This is a genomic window from Rhodanobacter aciditrophus (assembly GCF_050026795.1).
In the GTDB taxonomy this organism is placed as follows: Bacteria; Pseudomonadota; Gammaproteobacteria; order Xanthomonadales; family Rhodanobacteraceae; genus Rhodanobacter_A.
Window position 1 is genome coordinate 755,404 of record NZ_JALBWP010000012.1, and the last position, 19,040, is coordinate 774,443.

Sequence of the window (19,040 nt, forward strand, 5' to 3'; positions counted from 1 at the left end):
TGGCGCCAGCGTGCGCGAAGGCCGGCGCCGCCGTCCATGACCTCGCAGGTCATGCCGCCGCCGCGGCGTCCTCCCGCGCCAGGCGGGCACACACCGCCGCCGTGTGCGCGTCCGCCGGGAACGCGCACTCGATGCGCAGTTCCTGCAGCGTCACGTCATGCGGCATCGAGAACGTGGTGATGGTCTCGAAGAAGCGCAGCCCGCCGGCATGGCTGCGGAATTCCAGCGTGAGCACGGGCGCGGGTGCCTCGCCGTCGTGCGGGCTGCCGAGCGCGGGCACGTCCGGGTAGCGCGCGATTTCCGCCAGCAGCCGGCGCGGCACGGGATCGGTGGGCGCGGCGGCAAGCTGCGCGTGAAGGTGATGCAGGAATTTCTCCGCCACCGCGGACCAGTTGGCGATCGCCGGGCGGAAATCCTCCGGGTCGAACACCTGGTGCAGCAGGTTGGCATGGCGGCTTTCGCGCCCATCCATCAGCAGCCGGTTCACGCGCGCCGCGGCACCGTTGGCCATCAGCACGTTCCACTCGCGGTCGAGCACGAACGCCGGGTACGGCTCCTGATGCGCCAGGATCAACTCCACCGCGTGGCGCATGCGTTCCAGCGCGGGCGCCGCCCAGTCGCGCTCGGCGTACTCCGGCGCATAGCCTGCGGCGAGCAGCAGGGCATTGCGCGCGCGCAGCGGCATGTCGAGCGTGGCCGCAATGCGGCCCAGCGCCTCGCGGCTGGGCCGGGCCTTGCCGGTCTCGATGCAGCTGAGGTGGCGGGTGGACATCTCCGCCGCCAGCGCCAGGTCGAGCTGGCTCTGCCTGCGCAGCGTGCGCCATTCGCGCAGCAGCTGGCCGAGGGACGGCGACGGGGGATTCGAGCGTGGAGGGATGGCGACCATGCCGGCGTTTCCTGCCCTCCCCTTCAGGAGAGGATCGAGGTGGGGAATGGGACTCGCGACGAGGCTTCCCGGGCGAGGCCGCCGCAGGCGCGCCTCACCCAGGTCTCTCCCGCATGGGGAGAGGGAGTCAGGCGCCCTAGCGCGCGGCAATGATCTGGTCGAGGTAATCCGGCGTGCCGGCAATGCGCTCCAGGTGCGGGTACTGCAGGCCGCCGTGGTAGTCCACTGGCACGGTCTGCAGCTTGCCCTGGAACTTCAGCAGCAGCTGGATCGGCGCGTTGCCGCCCTTCGCCGCGGCAATCGCTTCCTTCAGCGCGTCGCCCGAATAGGCCTGCCCGTTCACCGCCACCACGGTGGCGCCGGTACTGACGCCGGCCTTGAACGCGGGGCCGCCCCAGCGCACGTCATTGACCTCGCCCCGCTTGGTGAGGGTCAGGCCGATCGACCAGGCGAAGTTGTAGAGGTGGCGCGGGGATTCGGGGCGGCTGTCGTACTGCTTCTCGTAGGCGCTGGGCTGGTCGGTGTAGACCAGCTTCCAGCCCGCGGCGGCGAGGCCGTCCAGCAGCGGCGGATCCAGCGCGTCGGCGCGGGCGCGCAGGAAGCTGGCCCAGTCGTAGCTGGCCACGCCGTTCAGCGCGGCGACCACGTCGTCGAAGGTGTAGGTCTTCGTCACGAAGCTGCCGTCGTCCACGCCGAAGAAGGCCCGCGCGAAATCGTCCAGCGATTTCCTGCCGTGCGTGAGCTCGCGCAGCTTGGCGTCCGCCGCCAGCCACAGCATCTGGCCGCCGGAGTAGTAGTCCTCGCTCATCTGCCAGCTGCGGTACGGCAGCCCGGAGCGATGCGCGGCGGTGGCGTCGTTGGTGGTGTCCTCCAGCGAGCGCCACTGCAGGCCGGGCCGGTTGCGGTCGTAGTTGGCTGCCGTCATCGCCAGCGCGTCGCGGAACTGCTGCGGCGTCCACAGGCCGGCGCGCGCGGTGAGCACGAAGCCCCAGTACTGCGTCTGGCCTTCGTACACCCACAGCAGCGAATCGCCCATCGGCACGTTGAAGTTCGGCGTCCACAGGTCGGCCGGACGGCGGAACTTGCCGTTCCACGAATGCACGTATTCGTGTGCCAGCAGGTCGCGGTTCGGCGCATCGTCGGCCCAGGCGGTGAAGTAGTCCGCGCCCATGCCGTCCTCGCTGGACTGGTGGTGCTCCAGGCCGTTGCCGGCGAGCTGGTTGGACAGCGAGAACAGGAAGTCGTAGTGGTCGTAGTGGTGCGAGCCGAACAGCTTCACCGCCTGGCTCACCAGCGCGCGATGTTCCTTCAGCTGTTCGGGGGTCATCTCCAGGTATTTCGGCGCGTCGGCCACCACGTCCAGGTGCACCGGCGCCTTGCCGCCTGGATTCAGGTCCACGCGCTTGAAGTAGCGGCCCGCGTACATCGGCGAGTCGACCAGCGTGTTGTAGGTCACCGGCTTGAAGGTGGTGCTGCTGCCGGACTGCGCGGCGGTCTCCAGCGCGCTGCCGAACTGCCAGCCCTGCGGCAGCGTCACGCTGGGCGCGAAGCGGATGTCGCGGGTGTAGTGGCCGGCCGGGTACAGCGACACCTTGTCCCACTCCAGCATCAGCATGCGGTCGGTCATCTCGTAGCCGCCGTCGCGCGGCGAGAGGTACTGGAACTCCGCATCGAGGCTGCTGGCGCCCGCGGGCACGTCGAGGTGGAACGCGTACACGTCGTACTTGTCGCGCTTCCACGCGACCGGCTTGCCGTTCGCGCTGAGCTTCAGCCCCGCCAGCATCGCGATCGGGCCGCTGGGCGAGTGGTTGCCCGGGATCCACTCCGGATACAGCAGGGTCAGCTTGCCGGCTTCGACCGGAATGGTCTCGTGCACGCGGAAGATCCCCTGCCGGGTGTCGCTGGCGTCGACATGGATGGCGATGGTGCCGGGGTACGGCGTGTCCTGCGGCACCGGCACCTGCTTGCTGCGCGACACCTGGGCGGAAGCGGCGCCGGCGGCGAGCGCCAGCGACACGGCGAGGGCGACGCGGCCATAGGTGTTCTGCGGACGCGCGGACGAAGCGGAAGACATGGCGGCACCTGCGGACGGTTGGGAATTCCCCCAACTTAGCACCAGCGGCGGCCGGTGCGGGGGTGACGACTGGCACTGTGCGACGATGGAAGACCGCCACCATCGAGGAGCCCGCCATGACCCCAGGCCACCAGCCGCAGGACGTCGTCCGCTTCTGGCGCGACGCCGGCCCCGACAAGTGGTTCGACAAGGACGCGGCATTCGACCGCGACTTCAGCGCGCGCTTCCTCGACGCGCACATGGCCGCCGCGCGACGCGAGCTCGACCGCTGGCTGGATGGGACCGAGGGTGCGCTGGCGCTGCTGATCCTGCTCGACCAGTTCCCGCGCAACGCCTTCCGCGGCACCGCGCATATGTTCGCCACCGATCCGCTGGCGCTGGCCTTCGCGCGTGCCGCCGTGGAACGGGGCCATGACCATGCCATCGACCCGGCGCTGCGCGTGTTCTTCTACCTGCCGTTCGAGCACAGCGAGGCGCTGGCCGACCAGGATCGCGCCGTGGCCTTGTGCGAGGGGCTGGGCGATTACGCCAGGTACGCGCGCATCCACCACGACGTGATCGCCCGCTTCGGGCGCTTCCCGCATCGCAACGCCGTGCTCGGCCGCGACAGCACGGCCGCGGAACGGGCGTTCCTGGATGAGGGCGGCTTTGCCGGCTGAGAGCGGCCGCAGGAGCGCACCCGGTGCGCTCCTGCACGGGGCATCACGCCAGCTTGTGCGCCGCGGCCACCACGTCCGCCTCGCCCGGCAGCACCAGGAAGGCGGCGCCGGCCAGCGGGGTGAAGGTGTCGGCGCCCACCACGCGCTGCAGCGGCGTGGCGCCGAGACCCGCCTCGACGATCGCGGTGATCACGCCCTCGCCCACGCCGGCGCTCTTGCGGCCTTCGTCCAGCACCAGGATGCGCTTCGCGTTCTTCGCCTGCGCGGCAATGAAGGCGTCGTTGAGCGGCGCCAGCCAGCGCAGGTCGACCACGCGCACCTTCCACTTCAGCTCGGCCTCGATGGTGCGCGCGGCGCGCAGCGCCATCGGCACGCCGTTGCCGAAGGTGAACACCACCAGGTCCTTCGCTTTCTCGTTGTAGACGCGCCCCTCGCCCAGCGTCATCGCCTCGCCCGGCGCGGGATAGGCGAACTGCCACGCGCCGTCGCCGGCCTCGTAAAGGTCCTTGGTCATGTACAGCGCGATCGGTTCGAGGAAGGCGCACACGCGCCCGTCCACCTTCGCCAGCGCGGTGAGCGTGCGCAGCATGGTCGCCGCGTCGTCGCCACGGCTGGGGCAGCCGACGACGAGACCCGGGATGTCGCGCAGCGCGGCGATCGAGTTGTCGTTGTGGAAGTGGCCGCCGAAGCCTCGCTGGTAGCCCAGCGAGGCCACGCGCATGACCAGCGGGTTGCGGTACTGGTCATTGGAGAAGAACTGCAGGCTGGCCGCTTCGCCGCGGATCTGGTCGCCGGCGTTGTGGAAGTAGGCCAGGTACTGGATCTCCGGGATCGGCAGCATGCCCATGTTGGCGTAGCCCTGGGCCAGACCGAGGATGATCGTCTCGTCCAGCAGCGTGTTGAACACACGGGTGTTCCTGAACGCCTTGTGCAGGCCCTTGGTGACCGTGTAGACGCCGCCCTTCTGCGCCACGTCCTCGCCGAACAGCAGCGACTCGGGGTACTTCGCCATGATGTCGTGCAGCGCCTGGCCGATCTGGATCGCCAGATGGCGCGGCGGCTGGTTCTCGGGCAGCTTGTCCGCGCCGCCGAAGGCCTTGAGGCGGGCGTCGGCGTAGTCGGCGCGCTCCGCCTCGGCCTTGACCTTGGCCGGCGTGTACGGCGCGAGCGGCGCCATCACGTCGTCGAGGCGCTCCAGCTTCGGACGGCGGTCGGCTTCCTCGGCGGCGGCGAAGCAGCGCCTGCGGATGGACTCGTTGAGTTCGAGCAGCGCGTCCTTCGAGTACAGCCCGGACTCCAGCGCGATTGCCGCCGAACGCAGCAGCGGATCGCCCGCCTCTACCGCCACCAGCTCCTCGATGCTGCGCCACTCGATCTCGAAGTCGGTGCCGGCGTGGCCCATGATGCGGGTGGTCCTGAGGTGCAGGAAGGTGGGTCGGCGCGTGCTGCGGCAGTGCTCCACCGCGCGCTGCACCTGGGCGTAGCCTTCGGCGAGGTCGAGGCCGTCGGCATAGAAGTAGTCGAGGTTGGAACGCGACTGGAAGTTGCTGGCCACCCAGCCGGTCGGTGTCTTCACCGAGATGCCGATGCCGTTGTCCTCGCACACGAACAGCACCGGCGCGGGCAGCTTCTGGTAAGCCGTCCACGCCGCTGCGTTGAAGGCCGTCTGCGCGGTGGCGTGGTTGCTGGAGGCGTCGCCGAACGAACAGATCGCGATGGAGTCGTCGGGAATCGGCAAGCTGTGGCCTATGCGTCGCGCATGGTCGATGGCGATCGCCGTGCCCAGCGCCTTGGGCAGGTGCGAGGCGATCGTCGAGGTCTGCGGCAGCACCCAGAGCGGCTTGCTGCCCCACACCTTGTGGCGGCCGCCGGAGGCCGGGTCGTCCTTGCTGGCGGCGAAAGACAGCGCCGAATCCATCACCGGGTCCATGCCCGGAAGCTTGCGGAAGCGCTCGGCCATGAAGCCACCGGAGCGGTAGTGCAGGAACGCCGGGTCGGTGTGGCGGGTCAGCCGCGCCACCATCGCGTTGCCTTCGTGGCCGGAAGAACCGATCGTGTAGAACACCTTGTTCTGCACGCGCAGCACGCGCGCCATGAGATCCAGGTGGCGCGAGATCAGCTGCGATTCCAGCAGCTCGCGGAAACCCTGCGCATCCAGCGCGCTGCCCGGCAGCACCGGCGCGTCGCCGCGGGGCGCGGTACGCACCTCGCCCCGCCATTCGCCGACGAACTCGGTGAAGTTCTGGTCGACGATCTCGGCGCGGTTGAAGCCCTTGTGGCGGGCGGCGATGGGGGCTGGCATGGTGGTCATGGCGATGTCGTGTCGGTTCGGGGAGCAGCCTGACGGCCGTCAGGAAGAGGAAACGATGGGCAGCACGGACGGCGGCTGGCGCAGCCGGCGCAAGGCGGCGGCGCGTGCGCGATCCTTGTCGCGACCGAAGGATTCGAGGATGCGGACCTGGTCATCCAGCGTGGGCACCGGTACGGCCAGGCCCTGCAGGCCGACCAGCTCCAAGCGGCCCGGCGACAGCCGCTGCCAGCCTTCGCCACGGTTGAATTCCAGCCCGCCCATCACCTCCACCGGCAGGCCGGGGAAACGGAAGCGGGCGAAGTGCGAGCGGAAGCGACCGCTGTCGGCGGGCTCGTAGCTGGTATCGCGGCGATCGGCCCAGTGCGCCATCAGCGTGTCGGCATCGTCGCCCGAGACCAGCACGTCGACGTCGGCCACGTCCACCTCGGCACCCAGCAGGCGCGCTGCCGCACTGCCGATCACGCACCACGGCTCCACGCAGTGCACGTGCAGATCGGGCACCAGCTCGGTGAGCGCGACGAACAGCGCGGGCGGGATATGGCTCATGCGTCGAAATGGGCGCGCGGGATCAGGCGGTTGGTTCCGATGCGGATGTCAGTGGCCAAGACAAGGTTTCGTCGTCTCCCCCTTTGGGGAGAGGATCGAGGTGAGGGGTCGCTCTTGCGTCGATGCCTGATCGAAGCATGCTTCGCACGAAGGCTGCCGCGAACCCGCCCCTCACCCCAGCCCTCTCCCCGGAGAGGAGAGGGAGAAAAATCAGAACGCGTTGATGCCGGTCAGCTCGCGGCCCACCACCAGCTCGTGCACGGTCTCGGTGCCCTCGTAGGTGATCACCGACTCCAGGTTGAGCGCGTGGCGGATCGCACCGTGCTCGGTGGTGATGCCGGCGCCGCCGAGGATGTCGCGGCACTGGCGCGCGATGTCGATTGCCATGCGGCAGTTGTTCCACTTGGCCAGCGAGACCTGGGTGGGCTGCATGGCGCCGGCGTCCTTGAGGCGGCCGAGCTGCAGCGAGAGCAGCTGCGCGGTGGTGATGCGGCGGGCCATGTCGGCCAACTTGAGCTGGATCGCCTGGTTGGCGGCCAGCGGGCGGCCGAACAGCACGCGCTCGGCCGTGTAGTCGATCACTTCCTTCAGGCAGGCCTGCGCCGCGCCGATCGGCCCCCAGGTGATGCCGTAGCGCGCCTGGGTCAGGCAGCCCAGCGGGCCCTTCAGGCCCTTCACGTTGGGCAGGCGGTTCGCGTCGGGCACGCGCACGTTGTCGAGGAACAGCGCGCTGGTGACCGAGGCGCGCAGGCTCATCTTCTTGTGGATCTGCTGGGCGGTGAAGCCCTTGCTGTCCGTGGGCACGATGAAGCCCTGGATGCCATCCTCGGTCTGCGCCCACACCACGGCGATCTGCGCGAGGTTGCCGTTGGTGATCCACATCTTGGCGCCGTTGATCACCCAGTCGCCGCCGTCCTTCTTCGCGTGGGTCTTCATGTTGGCCGGATCGGAGCCGCCGTGCGGCTCGGTGAGGCCGAAGCAGCCGATGACCTCGCCCGCCGCCATCTTCGGCAGGTACTCCATCTTCTGCTCTTCGCTGCCGTAGGCGTAGATCGGGTACATCACCAGCGAGCTCTGCACCGACGCGAAACTGCGCAGGCCCGAATCCCCGCGCTCCAGCTCCTGGCAGATCAGGCCGTAGCTGACGCCGCTCATGCCGGCGCAGCCGTACTTCTCGGGAATCGTGGCGCCGAGCAGGCCGAGGCTGGCGATTTCCGGGATCAGCTCGGTCGGGAAGCGCGCCTGGTCGAAGCAGTCGCCGATGATCGGCAGCACCTTCTCGTCGACGAAACGGCCGACGGTGTCCTGCACCATGCGCTCCTCGTCGGTGAGCAGCGAGCGGACGTCGTACAGGTCGAGCGGGTTCAGGCGGGCGGCAGCCATGGGTGTTCCAGTGCAGGCAGGGAAACCCCGGATTCTACCCGGGGCGGCCCATGCCGGTCATGGCGGGGCGCAGCAGACTTGTCATGCGATCATGCGGGCCTGTCTCCTCCCGCCACGGAAAATCCATGATCAAGGGTGTCCTGCTGGGCTTCGCCAGCTTTGCGGCCTACGCCATCAGCGACGCCTTCGTGAAGTCCCTGCACGGCAGCGTGCCGCCGTACGAATCGGTGTGCATCGGCGCCGCGCTGGGTCTGGCCGCGCTGCCCTTCCTCATGGACAAGGACGACCGCTGGCACGACGTGTTCGCCGCGCGTCGCCCGAAGCTGTGGTGGGTGCGCGCGCTCGCCGGCGCGGTGGGCAACATCAGCTCGGTCACCGCGTTCACCCTGCTGCCGATGGCCGAGGTGTTCTCGATGATCTTCCTGATGCCGATCTTCGTGACCATCCTGTCGGTGCTGCTGCTGAAGGAACACGTGGGCTGGCGGCGCTGGACCGCGGTGTTCGTGGGCTTTGCCGGCGTGCTGGTGGTACTGCGCCCCGGCTTCCGCACGCTGGGCATCGGGCACCTGGCGGCGATCCTGTGCAGTGTCGCCGCGGCGGGATCGGTGGTGGCGCTGCGCATGGCCGGCGGCGACGAGAAGCGCATCAGCCTGTACGGCGCCGGCGCGATCGGCCCGCTGGTGGCCGGTGGCGTGCTGATGCTGCCCCGCTTCGTATGGCCCGACCTGGCGCAATGGGGCCTCCTGGCTGGCTACGGCCTGCTCGCCGGGCTGGCCGGCGTGCTCCTGATGTACGCCACGCGGCTCGCCCATGCGAACCGCGTGGCGCCTGCCCAGTACAGCCAGATGCTGTGGGCGATCGGCTTCGGCTACTGGCTGTTCGGCGACAGGCTGGACTGGCCGATGGTGGTGGGCATCGTGCTGATCCTGGGCGCCGGGCTGTTCACGCTGGTGCGGGAAGAGCAGGTCGCCCACTGGTGGCGGCGCGTAAAGATGATGTGACCGCGTGCCTTGAGGCCGGCCCGCGTGGTTGGCACACTGCCGGCCCGTCCCGCCGCGCCGCCGCCATGTCCGCCAGCCCGCCCGCACTCTCCCCCGTCGTCGCCGGCCTGTGGCGCATCAAGGACTGGAAACTCTCCGTGCGGGAGCGCGTACGCTGGATCGAGCAGGCGCTGGAGCTCGGCATCACCAGCTTCGACCACGCGGACATCTACGGCGACTACGGCGCCGAGGCGCTGTTCGGCGAAGCGCTGCAGGCCGCGCCGGCGCTGCGCCAGCGCATGCAACTGGTGACCAAGTGCGGTATCCGCCTGCGCGCGGCCAGCCGGCCCTACCGGATCAACCACTACGACACCTCGGCGGCCTACGTGTGCGCGCAGGTCGAGCAATCGCTGCGCAACCTGCACTCCGAACGGCTGGACCTGGTGCTGATCCATCGCCCCGACTACCTGATGGATGCCGCCACGCTGGCGGAGACCTTCCGCACGCTGACGCGCGAAGGCAAGGTGGCGCACTGGGGCGTCTCCAACCATTCGGCCAGCCAGTTCGCCCTGCTCAACCGGCAGCATCCGCTGGTCACCAACCAGCTCGAGCTCTCGCCCCTGCACATGGATGCGCTGGATGACGGCACGCTGGACCAGGCGCAAGAGCTCGGCCTGCGCCCGATGGTCTGGTCGCCGCTGGGCGGCGGCCGGCTGTTCACCGGCGAGGACGAACAGGCCGTGCGCGTGCGCGCCGAGATGCGGGGCATCGCCGAGCGCTACGGCATCAGCCTTGGCACCCTGGCGTTTGCCTGGGTGTTGCGCCATCCCTCGCGGCCCTGCCCGATCACCGGCACGGGTCGCGTCGAGGGATTGCGCGAGGCGGTGGCCGCGCTGGACGTTTCATTGGATGCCGAGGACTGGTACGCGATCTGGACGGCGAGCAAGGGGCATTCCGTACCCTGACGCGCGCGCGACCCGACGCAGCCGGGCATGGCTAGCGCGGTTCCGCGCCTAGCGGGTCGGGCACTCTTCGGCGATGGGCCAGACCCACTCGGGCACCTGGCCGTCGTACGCGTAGGAAGGCGGCTGGCCTGCAGGCGCGTCCTCCCGCGGATAGCAGTCGAACTCCGCCAGCCGCCGGCCGTCGTCGACGTCCCGCAAGGTGTAGACGATGGTGCTGATGCCGTGGGGCGCGCGCTGGCGATACGCCACCGCGTGCCCGTTGCGCGCGAAGCCCCAGGCCCAGATCGCCATGCCTTCGGCAAAACGGCGCAGCAGCCTGCCGTCGCGGTACAGCACCAGCGAAGTGGGCAGCGGATAGGAGGTGCAGCAATTGGCTTCCAGCACCAGCCAGCCGACCGTTCGGCCATCGGCCGCGACGCGCGGTTCGTCGAAACCCTGCTGGTCCGGATCGGTACGCGGCGCGTGCACGTCGCCATGCGCGGTATGCAGCACCAGCGTGGCGCGATCGGGCGCGAGCGTGACCGAGCGATAGCGTTCGGCCGCCGCGGGCCAGGGCAGCAAGGCCAGCACGAGCAACGTCAGGACACGCATGTCGCACCTCGCTCCGCGCTCAGCGGCGGTTGCTCACCCCGTGCGGCACGTGCCCCGTCGCCACATGCCTGCGCGCGGATTCCACGTTGGCCGGAGAGTCGTCGAAGAAGATGTCGGCACCGAAGGCGTCGAGGAAGGGGCCCTTGTCGCGGCCGCCGAGGAACAGCGCCTCGTCGATGCGCACGCCCCAGCGGCGCAGGGTGAGGATGACGCGCTTGTGCGCGGGCGCGGAACGGGCGGTGACGAGCGCGGTGCGGATCGGCGAGTTCTCCGCGGGGAATGCCGCCTGCAGGCGGTGCAGCGCGGTGAGGAAGCCGCGGAACGGCCCCACCGACAACGGCTCCTCGGCATGTTCGCGCTCGTTGCGATGGAAGGCCTCCAGCCCCTCCTCGCGCGAGACGCGCTCCCCCTCGTCGCCGAAGATCACCGCATCGCCGTCGAAGGCGATGCGCAGTTGCTCGCTCATGCGCGGCGGCGCGACGCTGGGCAGGATGGTGGCGGCCGCCACGCCGGCCTTGAGCGCGCGGCCCACGTCCTCGGCGTTGGCGGAAAGGAACAGGTCGGCCTTGAACGGCGCGATGTAGTCGGAGGTGGGTGCGCCGCTGGTGAACGCGGCACGGCTGATCTCCAGGCCGTAGTGCTGGATCGCGTTGAAGATGCGCAGGCCGGTGTCGCCGGAGTTGCGCGACAGCAGGATCACCTCCACCGGCGGCTTGTCGCCCGCCAGCTTGTTGAGGTCGAGCAGCTTCTGCACCAGCGGGAACGCCACGCCGGGCTTCAGGATCTCGTTCTCGTGCTCGATCTGGAAGCTGCGGTAGGCATCGAGGCCCTCGCGCTCGAACAGCGCGTGGCTGTCGCCCAGGTCGAACAGCGCTCGCGAGGAGATCGCCACCACGAGGCGGTTGTCGGTGGCGGAAGCAGGGTCGTGGACGGCGGCCGGGTTCATGGCGTGAATCTACTGCATCGCGGCGGAGAGCGCGGGGAAATGACCGAGGGAAGGCCGGTTCCGGCGTTTCTCTCCCCCCTCGCCCCCGCCGCCCGCTTCCGCCCGTGTTCAATCCGCCGCGAACTGCTCGTCGAGAATGCGCTGCTCCAGGTTGTGCTCGGGATCGAACAGCAGGCGCACGCCCTGCTCGGCAGCCTGCGCCACCTCGACCGTGCGCACGTCGCGCACCTCGTGGAAGTCGGCGGTGGCGCTGACCGGGCGCTTGCCCGGGTCGAGCACCCGCAGGCTGACCCGGGTGCGGTGCGGCAGGATGGCGCCGCGCCAGCGCCGCGGGCGGAACGGGCTGATCGGCGTGAGCGCCAGCACGTTCGCGTCCAGCGGCAGGATCGGGCCGTGCGCGGAGAGGTTGTAGGCGGTGGAGCCGGCCGGCGTGGCCACCATCACGCCGTCGCAGATCAGGTTGGGCAGCTTCACCGCCTCGTTGAGCTTCACCTCGATGTGCGCGGCCTGGTTGCTCTGGCGCAGCAGCGAGACCTCGTTGAAGGCCAGCGCGCGATGGGTGTCGCCAGCCGCGTCGGTGGCCAGCATCTCCAGCGGAAACAGCTCGGCCGCATGCGCGCGCGCCACCCGCTCGGGCAGCTCGTCGAGCCGGTGCTTGTTCATCAGGAAGCCGACGCGGCCCAGCTTCATGCCGTACACCGGCACGTTCAGCGCGCGGTGCGCATGCAGGGTGCGCAGCATGAAGCCATCGCCGCCCAGCGCCACGATCAGTTCCGCCTCCGTCGCCGGCACGTCGCCGTAGCGCTCCACGAGCTTGCGCCGCGCCTGCTGGGCGACGCTGGTGTCACTGGCGACGAAGGCGAGACGCATGGCTGGGGTTGGCTCCGATGGGATGCGCCGGAGCTTACCGCATGGGCGCGGCGGCACGCCGGAAAGCGAAGCCCCGGACTGGCCGGGGCTTCGGGTATCGCATGGAGGTTTTCGCGGCGCCGCCCCTCACCCAACCCTCTCCTCCCCAAGGGGGAGAGGGAGTGACAGCACTACACCGGCACCTGCGCCAGCTGGGCCAGCCGGCGCACCGCGACCGAGGCGATCGGGTAGTCGGCGTTCTGGGTGAGGATCTCGGCCAGCATGCCGCGGGTGTGCTGCAGCGTGGGGTCGTCGCGCTGCAGCCACACCTGCACCGGCGAGATGCCCTTGCCGCCGGCGGGCAGCGTCAGTACCTGCTGGGCCAGCGCGCGATGCTGGTGGTTGAGCTCGTCCAGCAGCGAACCGCGCGCCTGCGCATGCCAGTGGCCTTCCACCGGCAGCGCCTCGATCTGGCCGCGCAGCCACTCCAGGTCCAGCACCTCGCCCAGCTCGTAGAACACGCCGGCGACCTTCTCGATCGGCTGGCCGCTCTGCTGCGCCACCTCGACCATGTCGAGCGCGGCGCGCAGCTCGGACAGGCGCGCCAGCCGCACGGCCAGTTCGGCCGGCAGGCCCAGGCCTTCCCATTTCTCCTGGCTGCTGGCGAAGTCGCCCTTGCCGGTGGCGGTGAGCACTTCGGGCAGGGCCTTGCGCAGCGCGCTCACGCCGGCCTGGTAGCGCTCGACGTTGGCGGCGATCTCCAGCGTGCCGCCGGGGCGATTGAGCAGCCAGCGGGTCATGTGGCGCAGCAGCGACCAGATCTGCATCACCGCGTCGACCTGGGTGCCCTCGGCCACCTGGCTGTCCAGCGCCTCGATCTCGGCCCACAGCTCGCGCGCATCGAGGATCTCGCGCGCCGCGGTGTAGGCCTTGGCGATCGCCGCGGGGCCTTTGCCGGTGTCCTCCTGCATGCGCATCATGAAGGTGGCGCCCATGCGGTTGATCGTGGAGTTCGTCACCGCGGTGGCGATGATCTCGCGCTTCAGGCGGTGGCGCTGCATGTGCGCGGCATACTTCTCGTGCAGCGGCGCGGGGAAGTAGCGCACCAGTTCCTTGGACAGGTACGGGTCTTCCGGCACGTCGGAGTCGAGCAGCTGCTGGAACAGGCGGATCTTGTCATAGGACAGCAGCACCGCCAGCTCCGGCCGGGTCAGGCCCAGGCCGCGCGTCTTGCGCTCGGCGAGCTCGGCCTCGCTCGGCAGGTTTTCCACCTGGCGGTCGAGCTGGCCCTCGGCCTCCAGCGTGCGGATGAAGTGCGCCATCGAGCCGATACGCTTCACCGACTGGTGCTCCATCAGCGTGATCGCCTGGTTCTGGCGGTAGTTGTCCCACAGCACCAGCTGGCCGACCTCGTCGGTCATCGCGGCGAGCTGCGTGTTGCGGTCCGACTCGCTCAGCTCGCCGCGATGCACGGCGTCGTTCAGCAGGATCTTGATGTTCACCTCATGGTCGGAGGTGTCCACGCCGGCGGAGTTGTCGATGAAGTCGGTGTTCAGCAGCACGCCCTTCTGCGCCGCCTCGATGCGGCCCTTCTGGGTCATGCCCAGGTTGCCGCCCTCGCCCACGATCCGGCAGCGCAGCTCGTTGCCGTCCACGCGCAGGCCGTTGTTGGCGCGGTCGCGGGCGTCGGCGTGGGTCTCGCCGCTGGCCTTGACGTAGGTGCCGATGCCGCCGTTCCACAGCAGGTCCACCGGCGCCTTGAGGATGGCGTTCAGCAGCTCGTTCGGCGCCATCTGGGTGACGTCGGGCTTGAGGCCCAGCGCCGCGCGCACCTCCGGCGAAACCGGGATCGACTTCGCCGTGCGCGGCCACACGCCGCCGCCGGCGGAGATCAGCGACTTGTCGTAATCCTCCCAGCTCGACCGCGGCAGCTTGAACATGCGCTCGCGCTCGGCGAAGGAGCGCGCCGCATCCGGGTTCGGGTCGAGGAACACGTGGCGATGGTCGAACGCGGCCACCAGCCGGGTGTGCTTCGACAGCAGCATGCCGTTGCCGAACACGTCGCCGGACATGTCGCCGATGCCCACGCAGGTGAAGTCCTCGTTCTGGCAATCGCGGCCGAGCGCGCGGAAGTGGCGCTTGACGGACTCCCACGCGCCCTTGGCGGTGATGCCCATGCCCTTGTGGTCGTAGCCGTTCGAGCCGCCGGAGGCGAACGCGTCGCCCAGCCAGAAGCCGTGCTCGATCGAGATCGCGTTGGCGATGTCGGAGAACGTGGCCGTACCCTTGTCGGCCGCCACCACCAGGTAGGGATCGTCGGCGTCGTGGCGCACCACGTCGTGCGGGTTCACCACCTTGCCCTCGACCAGGTTGTCGGTGATGTCGAGCAGGCCGTTGATGAACAGCTTGTAGCAGGCGATGCCCTCGGCCAGCTGCGCGTCGCGGTCGCCGCTGCCGCCCGTCGGCTGGGGCGGCTTCTTGACGAAGAAGCCGCCCTTCGAGCCCACCGGCACGATCACGGTGTTCTTCACCATCTGCGCCTTCACCAGGCCCAGCACCTCGGTGCGGAAATCCTCGCGACGGTCGGACCAGCGCAGGCCGCCGCGCGCCACCGGGCCGAAGCGCAGGTGGATGCCCTCCACGCGCGGCGCGCACACCCAGATCTCGCGGTACGGCACCGGCTTGGGCAGCTCGGGCACGGCGTGCGAGTCGAGCTTGAAGCTGATGTAGTCGCGGTAGGCGCCGTTCCACTGCTGGAAGAAGCTGGTGCGCAGGGTGGCGTGGATCACCGCCACGAAGTTGCGCAGGATGCGGTCCTCGTCGAGGCTCGCCACGTTCTCCAGCAGCACGTTGATCGCGCCCTCGATCACCTTGGCCTGCTCGGCGCGCGGCTGCGCCAGCGCGGCGGCGAGGTTGCCGACCAGCGCCGGGTTCGCCGCCTGCACGTGCGCCGGGATCAGCGCCGACATCTCGCCGTGGAGCAGTTCCGCGGCGCTCTTGCGCTCGTCGGCCGGCAGCGACTCGCGGCGCGGGTCGAACTTGGCCAGGAACAGCTCCACCAGCAGGCCGGCGATCGCCGGGTAGCGGTTCAGCGTGTCCTCCATGTACGGCTGCGAGAACGTCGTGCCGGCCTGCAGCAGGTACTTGCAGTAGCCGCGCAGCATCGCGATCTGGCGCCAGCTCAGCCCGGCGCCCAGCACCAGGCGGTTGAAGCCGTCGTTCTCGGCGTTGCCGCGCCAGATCTGCTCGAACGCGTGCTCGAACAGCGAGCCCACCTGCTCCACGCTGAAGGTGAGCTTGCCCACCGGCTGCACCTCGAAGTCCTGGATCGACAGCGGCACGCTGTCGCCGGGGATCTCGTAGACGTGCTCTGTGAGCACGCGCAGGCCCAGGTTCTCCAGCTGCGGCAGCACCTCGGACAGCGCGATGTCACCGCCGGAGCGGTAGACCTTGAAGCGCAGCGTCTCCGGTGCCTTCGGCGGGTGATAGAACGACATGCGCAGCGCGTTGTCGCCTTCCAGCAGCGACAGCTGGCGCACGTCCTCGGCGGCCACCGCCGGGCTCACGTCGTCGATGTAGCCGGGCGGCAGCGCGCGTGCGTAGCGGTTCGCCAGCACCACGCCCTCGTGCTCGCCGCACAGCTGCACCAGCGCGTCGCGCACCTCGTCGTGCCAGTTGCGCACGATCGCCGCGACGCCCTGCTCCAGCGCAGCCAGGTCGTAGCCCGGCTGGTCACCGATCCTCGGCCGCAGCACGATGTACAGGCGCGCCAGCGCGGCCTCGCCCAGCAGCACGGAGGAGTCGATCTGCTCGGCGTGCAGGGCCTCGCCCAGCAGCGCCTCGATGCGCTCGCGCACCGACGTGTTGAAGCGGTCGCGCGGCACGAACACCTGACAGGTGAAGAAGCGGCCGTAGCGGTCGCGGCGCATGAACAGGCGCGTGTGCGCGCGCTGGCGCAGCTCCAGGATGCCGGTGGCGATGGCGAACAGCTCGTCCGCGCTGCTCTGCAGCAGCTCCTCGCGCGGCAGCGTTTCCAGGATGTGGCGCAGCGACTTTCCGGAGTACGAGTCGCGCTTCAGGCCGGAGCGCGCCAGCACCGCCTCCACCTTGTGCCGCACCAGCGGCACGTCCTGCGGGCGCGCCATGTAGGCGCTGGAGGTGAACAGGCCGAGGAAGCGCTGCTCGGACACCGCACGGCCGTCGGCGCCGAACTTCAGCACGCCGATGTAATCCATGTAGCCGGGGCGGTGCATGCGCGAGCGCGCATTGGTCTTGGTCAGGATGATCGCGTCGATCGCGCCGGACTGCGGCAGCTCGCTGGCCGCCAGCGTCTTCAGCGAGCGCGGCGCCATCGACTGCTCGCTCTTGCGCAGGATGCCCAGGCCCGAGCTGTCGACCGCGCGCAGCACGCGGTCGCCGTCGGCATCGGCCACTTCGTATTCGCGGTAGCCGAAGAAGGTGAAGTTGTCGGCGGCGATCCAGCGCAGGAAGTCGCCGGCCTCGCGCGCCGAGGCCTCGTCCAGCGCCGGCTTGCGCTGCGGCAGCTCGTCGGCGATCGCCAGCGCCTTGTCGCGCATCGCCGCCCAGTCGCCCACCGCCACGCGCACGTCTTCCAGCGCGGCCTCGACCTGCGCGACCAGCTGCGCCTGCTCGGCCGCGTCGGCCACGCGGTCGATCTCGAAATGCATCACCGATTCGTTCACACCCGTGTCGCCGCCGATGCCCAGCAGCTTGCCGCCCGCATCGCGCCGCACCGTCAGCACCGGGTGGATCACCGCGTGGATCTGCAGGCGGGCCGAGATCGCCATGCTCACCGTGTCGATCAGGAACGGCATGTCGTCGGTGACGACCTGCAGCCAGCTGCGACCGGCATGGCCGGCCTCGGGATTCAGCACGCGCACCGCGGCGCGCGCCGGCGCGCGCTGCTGCATGAAATCCAGCAGGCTGCCGGCCAGCGCAGCCCATTGCGCCGGCGTGTGCAGGCCGCGGTCGCCCTCCGTGATCCGCGCGAAGAAGGCGCCGATAAAAAATTGCGCCTCATCAAGGCGCTGGGTGGGGTATCCGGCTTGCTTCAGTGCCTCGAACACGGCGGATTGAAGCGGAACTTCATGGGCTGCACGAATGGCATTCATGGCATCTGCTGGTAGTGGAGACGAAAGTGACGCGACAAAGCCCCAAAAGGATACGCTCCGCGTCAGGGTGAATCCACCGCGATGCCGTTGTGCAGAGCGTCATCGCGAGGTGCGGCATCCGTACCTTCGCGTAGCGTGCGCGGCGGCGTCGATGCCATGCGCGACACATGGCAGACAGGCCGTCGCCGGCCGCGGAAACCGGCGCGTCGCACGGAGCCGTCGCCAGCTCGTGAGCACCGGAAAGCCGCCGTCACGAACGCCACCACCATGCCCGCGCTGCGGCACGCCGGAAGCCGGCCGCCGCCGCGACTGGTGCATGCAAAGAACCGTTCTGCAAGCCCTTCAATAAATTTTGAACTGTACGGTATAGTAGCACCTCGACCGCCGCGCCCGTCCGCATGGAGCACGGAAATCGCCAACCTTTGACACAGGACATGCTGGTGGCGATGCCGTCATGCTCTGTGCCCTGCGCAGGCTGGATGCGCCGCCTTCGCGACACCTCCAATCACGATCAGCCCGCTCCGGAGTCCCCATGAAATCCCCGTCCCTGCGCGCACCCGCGCTGTGCCTCGGCCTGCTGGCCCTGACCGCCTGCGGAAAGAAGGAGCAAGGTCCGCCGCAGATGCCACCGCCGCAGGTGGGCGTGATCACCGCGCAGCCGCAGAACGAACCGCTGACCAAGGATCTGGTGGGCCGCCTGTCGGCCTTCCGCAGCGCCGACGTGCGCGCCCGCGTGGCGGGCGTGCTGCTGAAGCGCGACTACGTCGAAGGCACCGACGTGAAGAAGGGCCAGCTGCTGTTCCAGATCGACCCGGCGCCGCTGAAGGCCGCGCTGGCCGCGGCCGAGGCCGCACTGGCGCAGGCGCAGGCCACGTACACCAACGCCAGGGTCAACGCCGCGCGGGCACGCGAGCTGGCGCCGAAGGGCTACGTCTCGAAGTCCGACCTCGACAACGCACTGGCCAGCGAACGCACTGCCGCCGCCGCGGTGCAGGCGGCGCGCGCCAACGTGCAGACCGCCCACATCAACCTCGGCTACGCCAGCGTCACCGCGCCGATCGCCGGCCGCGCCGGCCAGCAGCAGGTCACCGAGGGCGCGCTGGTGGGCAACGGCAGCGCCACCCTGCTCACCACGGTGGACCAGATCGACCCGCTGTACGTGAACTTCACCATGAGCGTGGCCGACATGGAGCAGCTGCGCCAGGCGCAGAGCAAGGGCAACGTCACCCTGGCCCAGCCGGACCAGGCCAGCGTGCAGGTGACCCTGCCCGACGGCAGCGCCTACGCCGAAGCGGGCACGCTGGACTTCACCTCCGCCACGGTCGATCCGGCCACCGGCGCGATGGACCTGCGTGCGAAGATCCCCAACCCGAAGCACAGCCTGCTGCCCGGCATGTACGTGACGCTGCAGGCAAAGCTGGGCGAGCAGCACAAGGTGTTCCTGATTCCGCAGCAGGCCGTGCTGCGCGACACCGTGGGCGCCTACGTGTTCGTGGTCGGCGCCGACGGCAAGGCCAAGCGCCACGATGTCACCACCGGCAACATGAGCGGCGGCGACTGGGTGGTCACCGGCGGCATCGCCGCCGGCGACCAGGTGGTGGTGTCCGGCGTGCAGAACGTGCGCGATGGCGCGCCGGCCAAGGCCTCGCCGTGGCAGCCGCAGGCCGCCGGTGACCCCGCCGCAGCCGGCAAGCCGGCCGCCGGCAAGTAACGGAGCC

The 19,040-nt window shown here is 69.7% G+C and carries 13 protein-coding genes; 4 read left to right on the forward strand and 9 right to left on the reverse strand.

Annotation, left to right across the window (positions count from 1 at the left end; translation table 11 throughout):
* Positions 1-49: 49 nt before the first annotated feature.
* Together ACQGNW_RS16630 and ACQGNW_RS16635 are read right to left on the reverse strand one after the other, a co-directional pair.
* Positions 50-886: a helix-turn-helix domain-containing protein gene (locus ACQGNW_RS16630; protein ID WP_426664419.1), complete on the reverse strand. Its 837-nt coding sequence runs from the start codon at positions 884-886 to the stop codon at positions 50-52.
* Between the two features lie 136 nt (positions 887-1,022).
* Complete coding sequence (locus tag ACQGNW_RS16635) at positions 1,023-2,960, reverse strand: M61 family metallopeptidase (RefSeq protein WP_426664421.1); 1,938 nt, start codon at positions 2,958-2,960, stop codon at positions 1,023-1,025.
* A gap of 116 nt (positions 2,961-3,076) precedes the next feature.
* Between ACQGNW_RS16635 and ACQGNW_RS16640 the strand changes: the two genes are divergently transcribed.
* Positions 3,077-3,619 (forward strand): DUF924 family protein, encoded by a 543-nt coding sequence (locus tag ACQGNW_RS16640; protein ID WP_426664423.1) that lies wholly within the window; start codon positions 3,077-3,079, stop codon positions 3,617-3,619.
* 43 nt (positions 3,620-3,662) lie between these two features.
* On the opposite strand, the gene ACQGNW_RS16645 is transcribed toward ACQGNW_RS16640, so the two are convergent.
* The 3 genes from ACQGNW_RS16645 to ACQGNW_RS16655 all read right to left on the reverse strand — a co-directional run bounded on the left by ACQGNW_RS16645 (position 3,663) and on the right by ACQGNW_RS16655 (position 7,859).
* Positions 3,663-5,930 carry a thiamine pyrophosphate-dependent enzyme gene (locus tag ACQGNW_RS16645; RefSeq protein WP_426664425.1) on the reverse strand — a complete coding sequence of 756 codons (2,268 nt, stop codon included), beginning with the start codon at positions 5,928-5,930 and terminating at the stop codon, positions 3,663-3,665.
* Between the two features lie 39 nt (positions 5,931-5,969).
* Positions 5,970-6,476, reverse strand: coding sequence for a hypothetical protein (locus ACQGNW_RS16650; protein ID WP_426664427.1), 507 nt, complete (start codon positions 6,474-6,476; stop codon positions 5,970-5,972).
* 210 nt (positions 6,477-6,686) lie between these two features.
* Entirely contained in the window at positions 6,687-7,859 is a 1,173-nt protein-coding gene (locus ACQGNW_RS16655; RefSeq protein WP_426664429.1) for an acyl-CoA dehydrogenase family protein, read from the reverse strand.
* A gap of 125 nt (positions 7,860-7,984) precedes the next feature.
* On the opposite strand from ACQGNW_RS16655, the gene ACQGNW_RS16660 reads away from it, so the two are divergent.
* Positions 7,985-8,860 (forward strand): DMT family transporter, encoded by an 876-nt coding sequence (locus ACQGNW_RS16660; RefSeq protein WP_426664431.1) that lies wholly within the window; start codon positions 7,985-7,987, stop codon positions 8,858-8,860.
* A gap of 65 nt (positions 8,861-8,925) precedes the next feature.
* Positions 8,926-9,804: an aldo/keto reductase gene (locus ACQGNW_RS16665; RefSeq protein ID WP_426664433.1), complete on the forward strand. Its 879-nt coding sequence runs from the start codon at positions 8,926-8,928 to the stop codon at positions 9,802-9,804.
* Positions 9,805-9,852: 48 nt separating this feature from the next.
* Here the strand turns inward: ACQGNW_RS16665 and ACQGNW_RS16670 are convergent, their stop codons facing one another.
* The 4 genes from ACQGNW_RS16670 to ACQGNW_RS16685 form a co-directional block, all read right to left on the reverse strand.
* Positions 9,853-10,395: a hypothetical protein gene (locus ACQGNW_RS16670; protein ID WP_426664434.1), complete on the reverse strand. Its 543-nt coding sequence runs from the start codon at positions 10,393-10,395 to the stop codon at positions 9,853-9,855.
* 19 nt (positions 10,396-10,414) lie between these two features.
* Positions 10,415-11,341, reverse strand: coding sequence for a 5'-nucleotidase (locus ACQGNW_RS16675; RefSeq protein ID WP_426664436.1), 927 nt, complete (start codon positions 11,339-11,341; stop codon positions 10,415-10,417).
* Between the two features lie 108 nt (positions 11,342-11,449).
* On the reverse strand, positions 11,450-12,211 hold the full coding sequence (locus ACQGNW_RS16680; RefSeq protein WP_426664438.1) for an NAD kinase: 762 nt from the start codon (positions 12,209-12,211) through the stop codon (positions 11,450-11,452).
* A gap of 170 nt (positions 12,212-12,381) precedes the next feature.
* On the reverse strand, positions 12,382-17,322 hold the full coding sequence (locus ACQGNW_RS16685; RefSeq protein ID WP_426664440.1) for an NAD-glutamate dehydrogenase: 4,941 nt from the start codon (positions 17,320-17,322) through the stop codon (positions 12,382-12,384).
* Positions 17,323-17,854: 532 nt separating this feature from the next.
* Here ACQGNW_RS16685 and ACQGNW_RS16690 point away from each other — a divergent pair.
* Entirely contained in the window at positions 17,855-19,033 is a 1,179-nt protein-coding gene (locus ACQGNW_RS16690; RefSeq protein ID WP_426664442.1) for an efflux RND transporter periplasmic adaptor subunit, read from the forward strand.
* Positions 19,034-19,040: the final 7 nt, after the last annotated feature.

Coding starts and splice junctions, on each gene's coding strand:
- ACQGNW_RS16630 (WP_426664419.1), bottom strand. CDS start 886: ATGGTCGCCATCCCTCCACGCTCGAATCCCCCGTCGCCGTCCCTCGGC.
- ACQGNW_RS16635 (WP_426664421.1), bottom strand. CDS start 2,960: ATGTCTTCCGCTTCGTCCGCGCGTCCGCAGAACACCTATGGCCGCGTC.
- ACQGNW_RS16640 (WP_426664423.1), top strand. CDS start 3,077: ATGACCCCAGGCCACCAGCCGCAGGACGTCGTCCGCTTCTGGCGCGAC.
- ACQGNW_RS16645 (WP_426664425.1), bottom strand. CDS start 5,930: ATGACCACCATGCCAGCCCCCATCGCCGCCCGCCACAAGGGCTTCAAC.
- ACQGNW_RS16650 (WP_426664427.1), bottom strand. CDS start 6,476: ATGAGCCATATCCCGCCCGCGCTGTTCGTCGCGCTCACCGAGCTGGTG.
- ACQGNW_RS16655 (WP_426664429.1), bottom strand. CDS start 7,859: ATGGCTGCCGCCCGCCTGAACCCGCTCGACCTGTACGACGTCCGCTCG.
- ACQGNW_RS16660 (WP_426664431.1), top strand. CDS start 7,985: ATGATCAAGGGTGTCCTGCTGGGCTTCGCCAGCTTTGCGGCCTACGCC.
- ACQGNW_RS16665 (WP_426664433.1), top strand. CDS start 8,926: ATGTCCGCCAGCCCGCCCGCACTCTCCCCCGTCGTCGCCGGCCTGTGG.
- ACQGNW_RS16670 (WP_426664434.1), bottom strand. CDS start 10,395: ATGCGTGTCCTGACGTTGCTCGTGCTGGCCTTGCTGCCCTGGCCCGCG.
- ACQGNW_RS16675 (WP_426664436.1), bottom strand. CDS start 11,341: ATGAACCCGGCCGCCGTCCACGACCCTGCTTCCGCCACCGACAACCGC.
- ACQGNW_RS16680 (WP_426664438.1), bottom strand. CDS start 12,211: ATGCGTCTCGCCTTCGTCGCCAGTGACACCAGCGTCGCCCAGCAGGCG.
- ACQGNW_RS16685 (WP_426664440.1), bottom strand. CDS start 17,322: ATGAATGCCATTCGTGCAGCCCATGAAGTTCCGCTTCAATCCGCCGTG.
- ACQGNW_RS16690 (WP_426664442.1), top strand. CDS start 17,855: ATGAAATCCCCGTCCCTGCGCGCACCCGCGCTGTGCCTCGGCCTGCTG.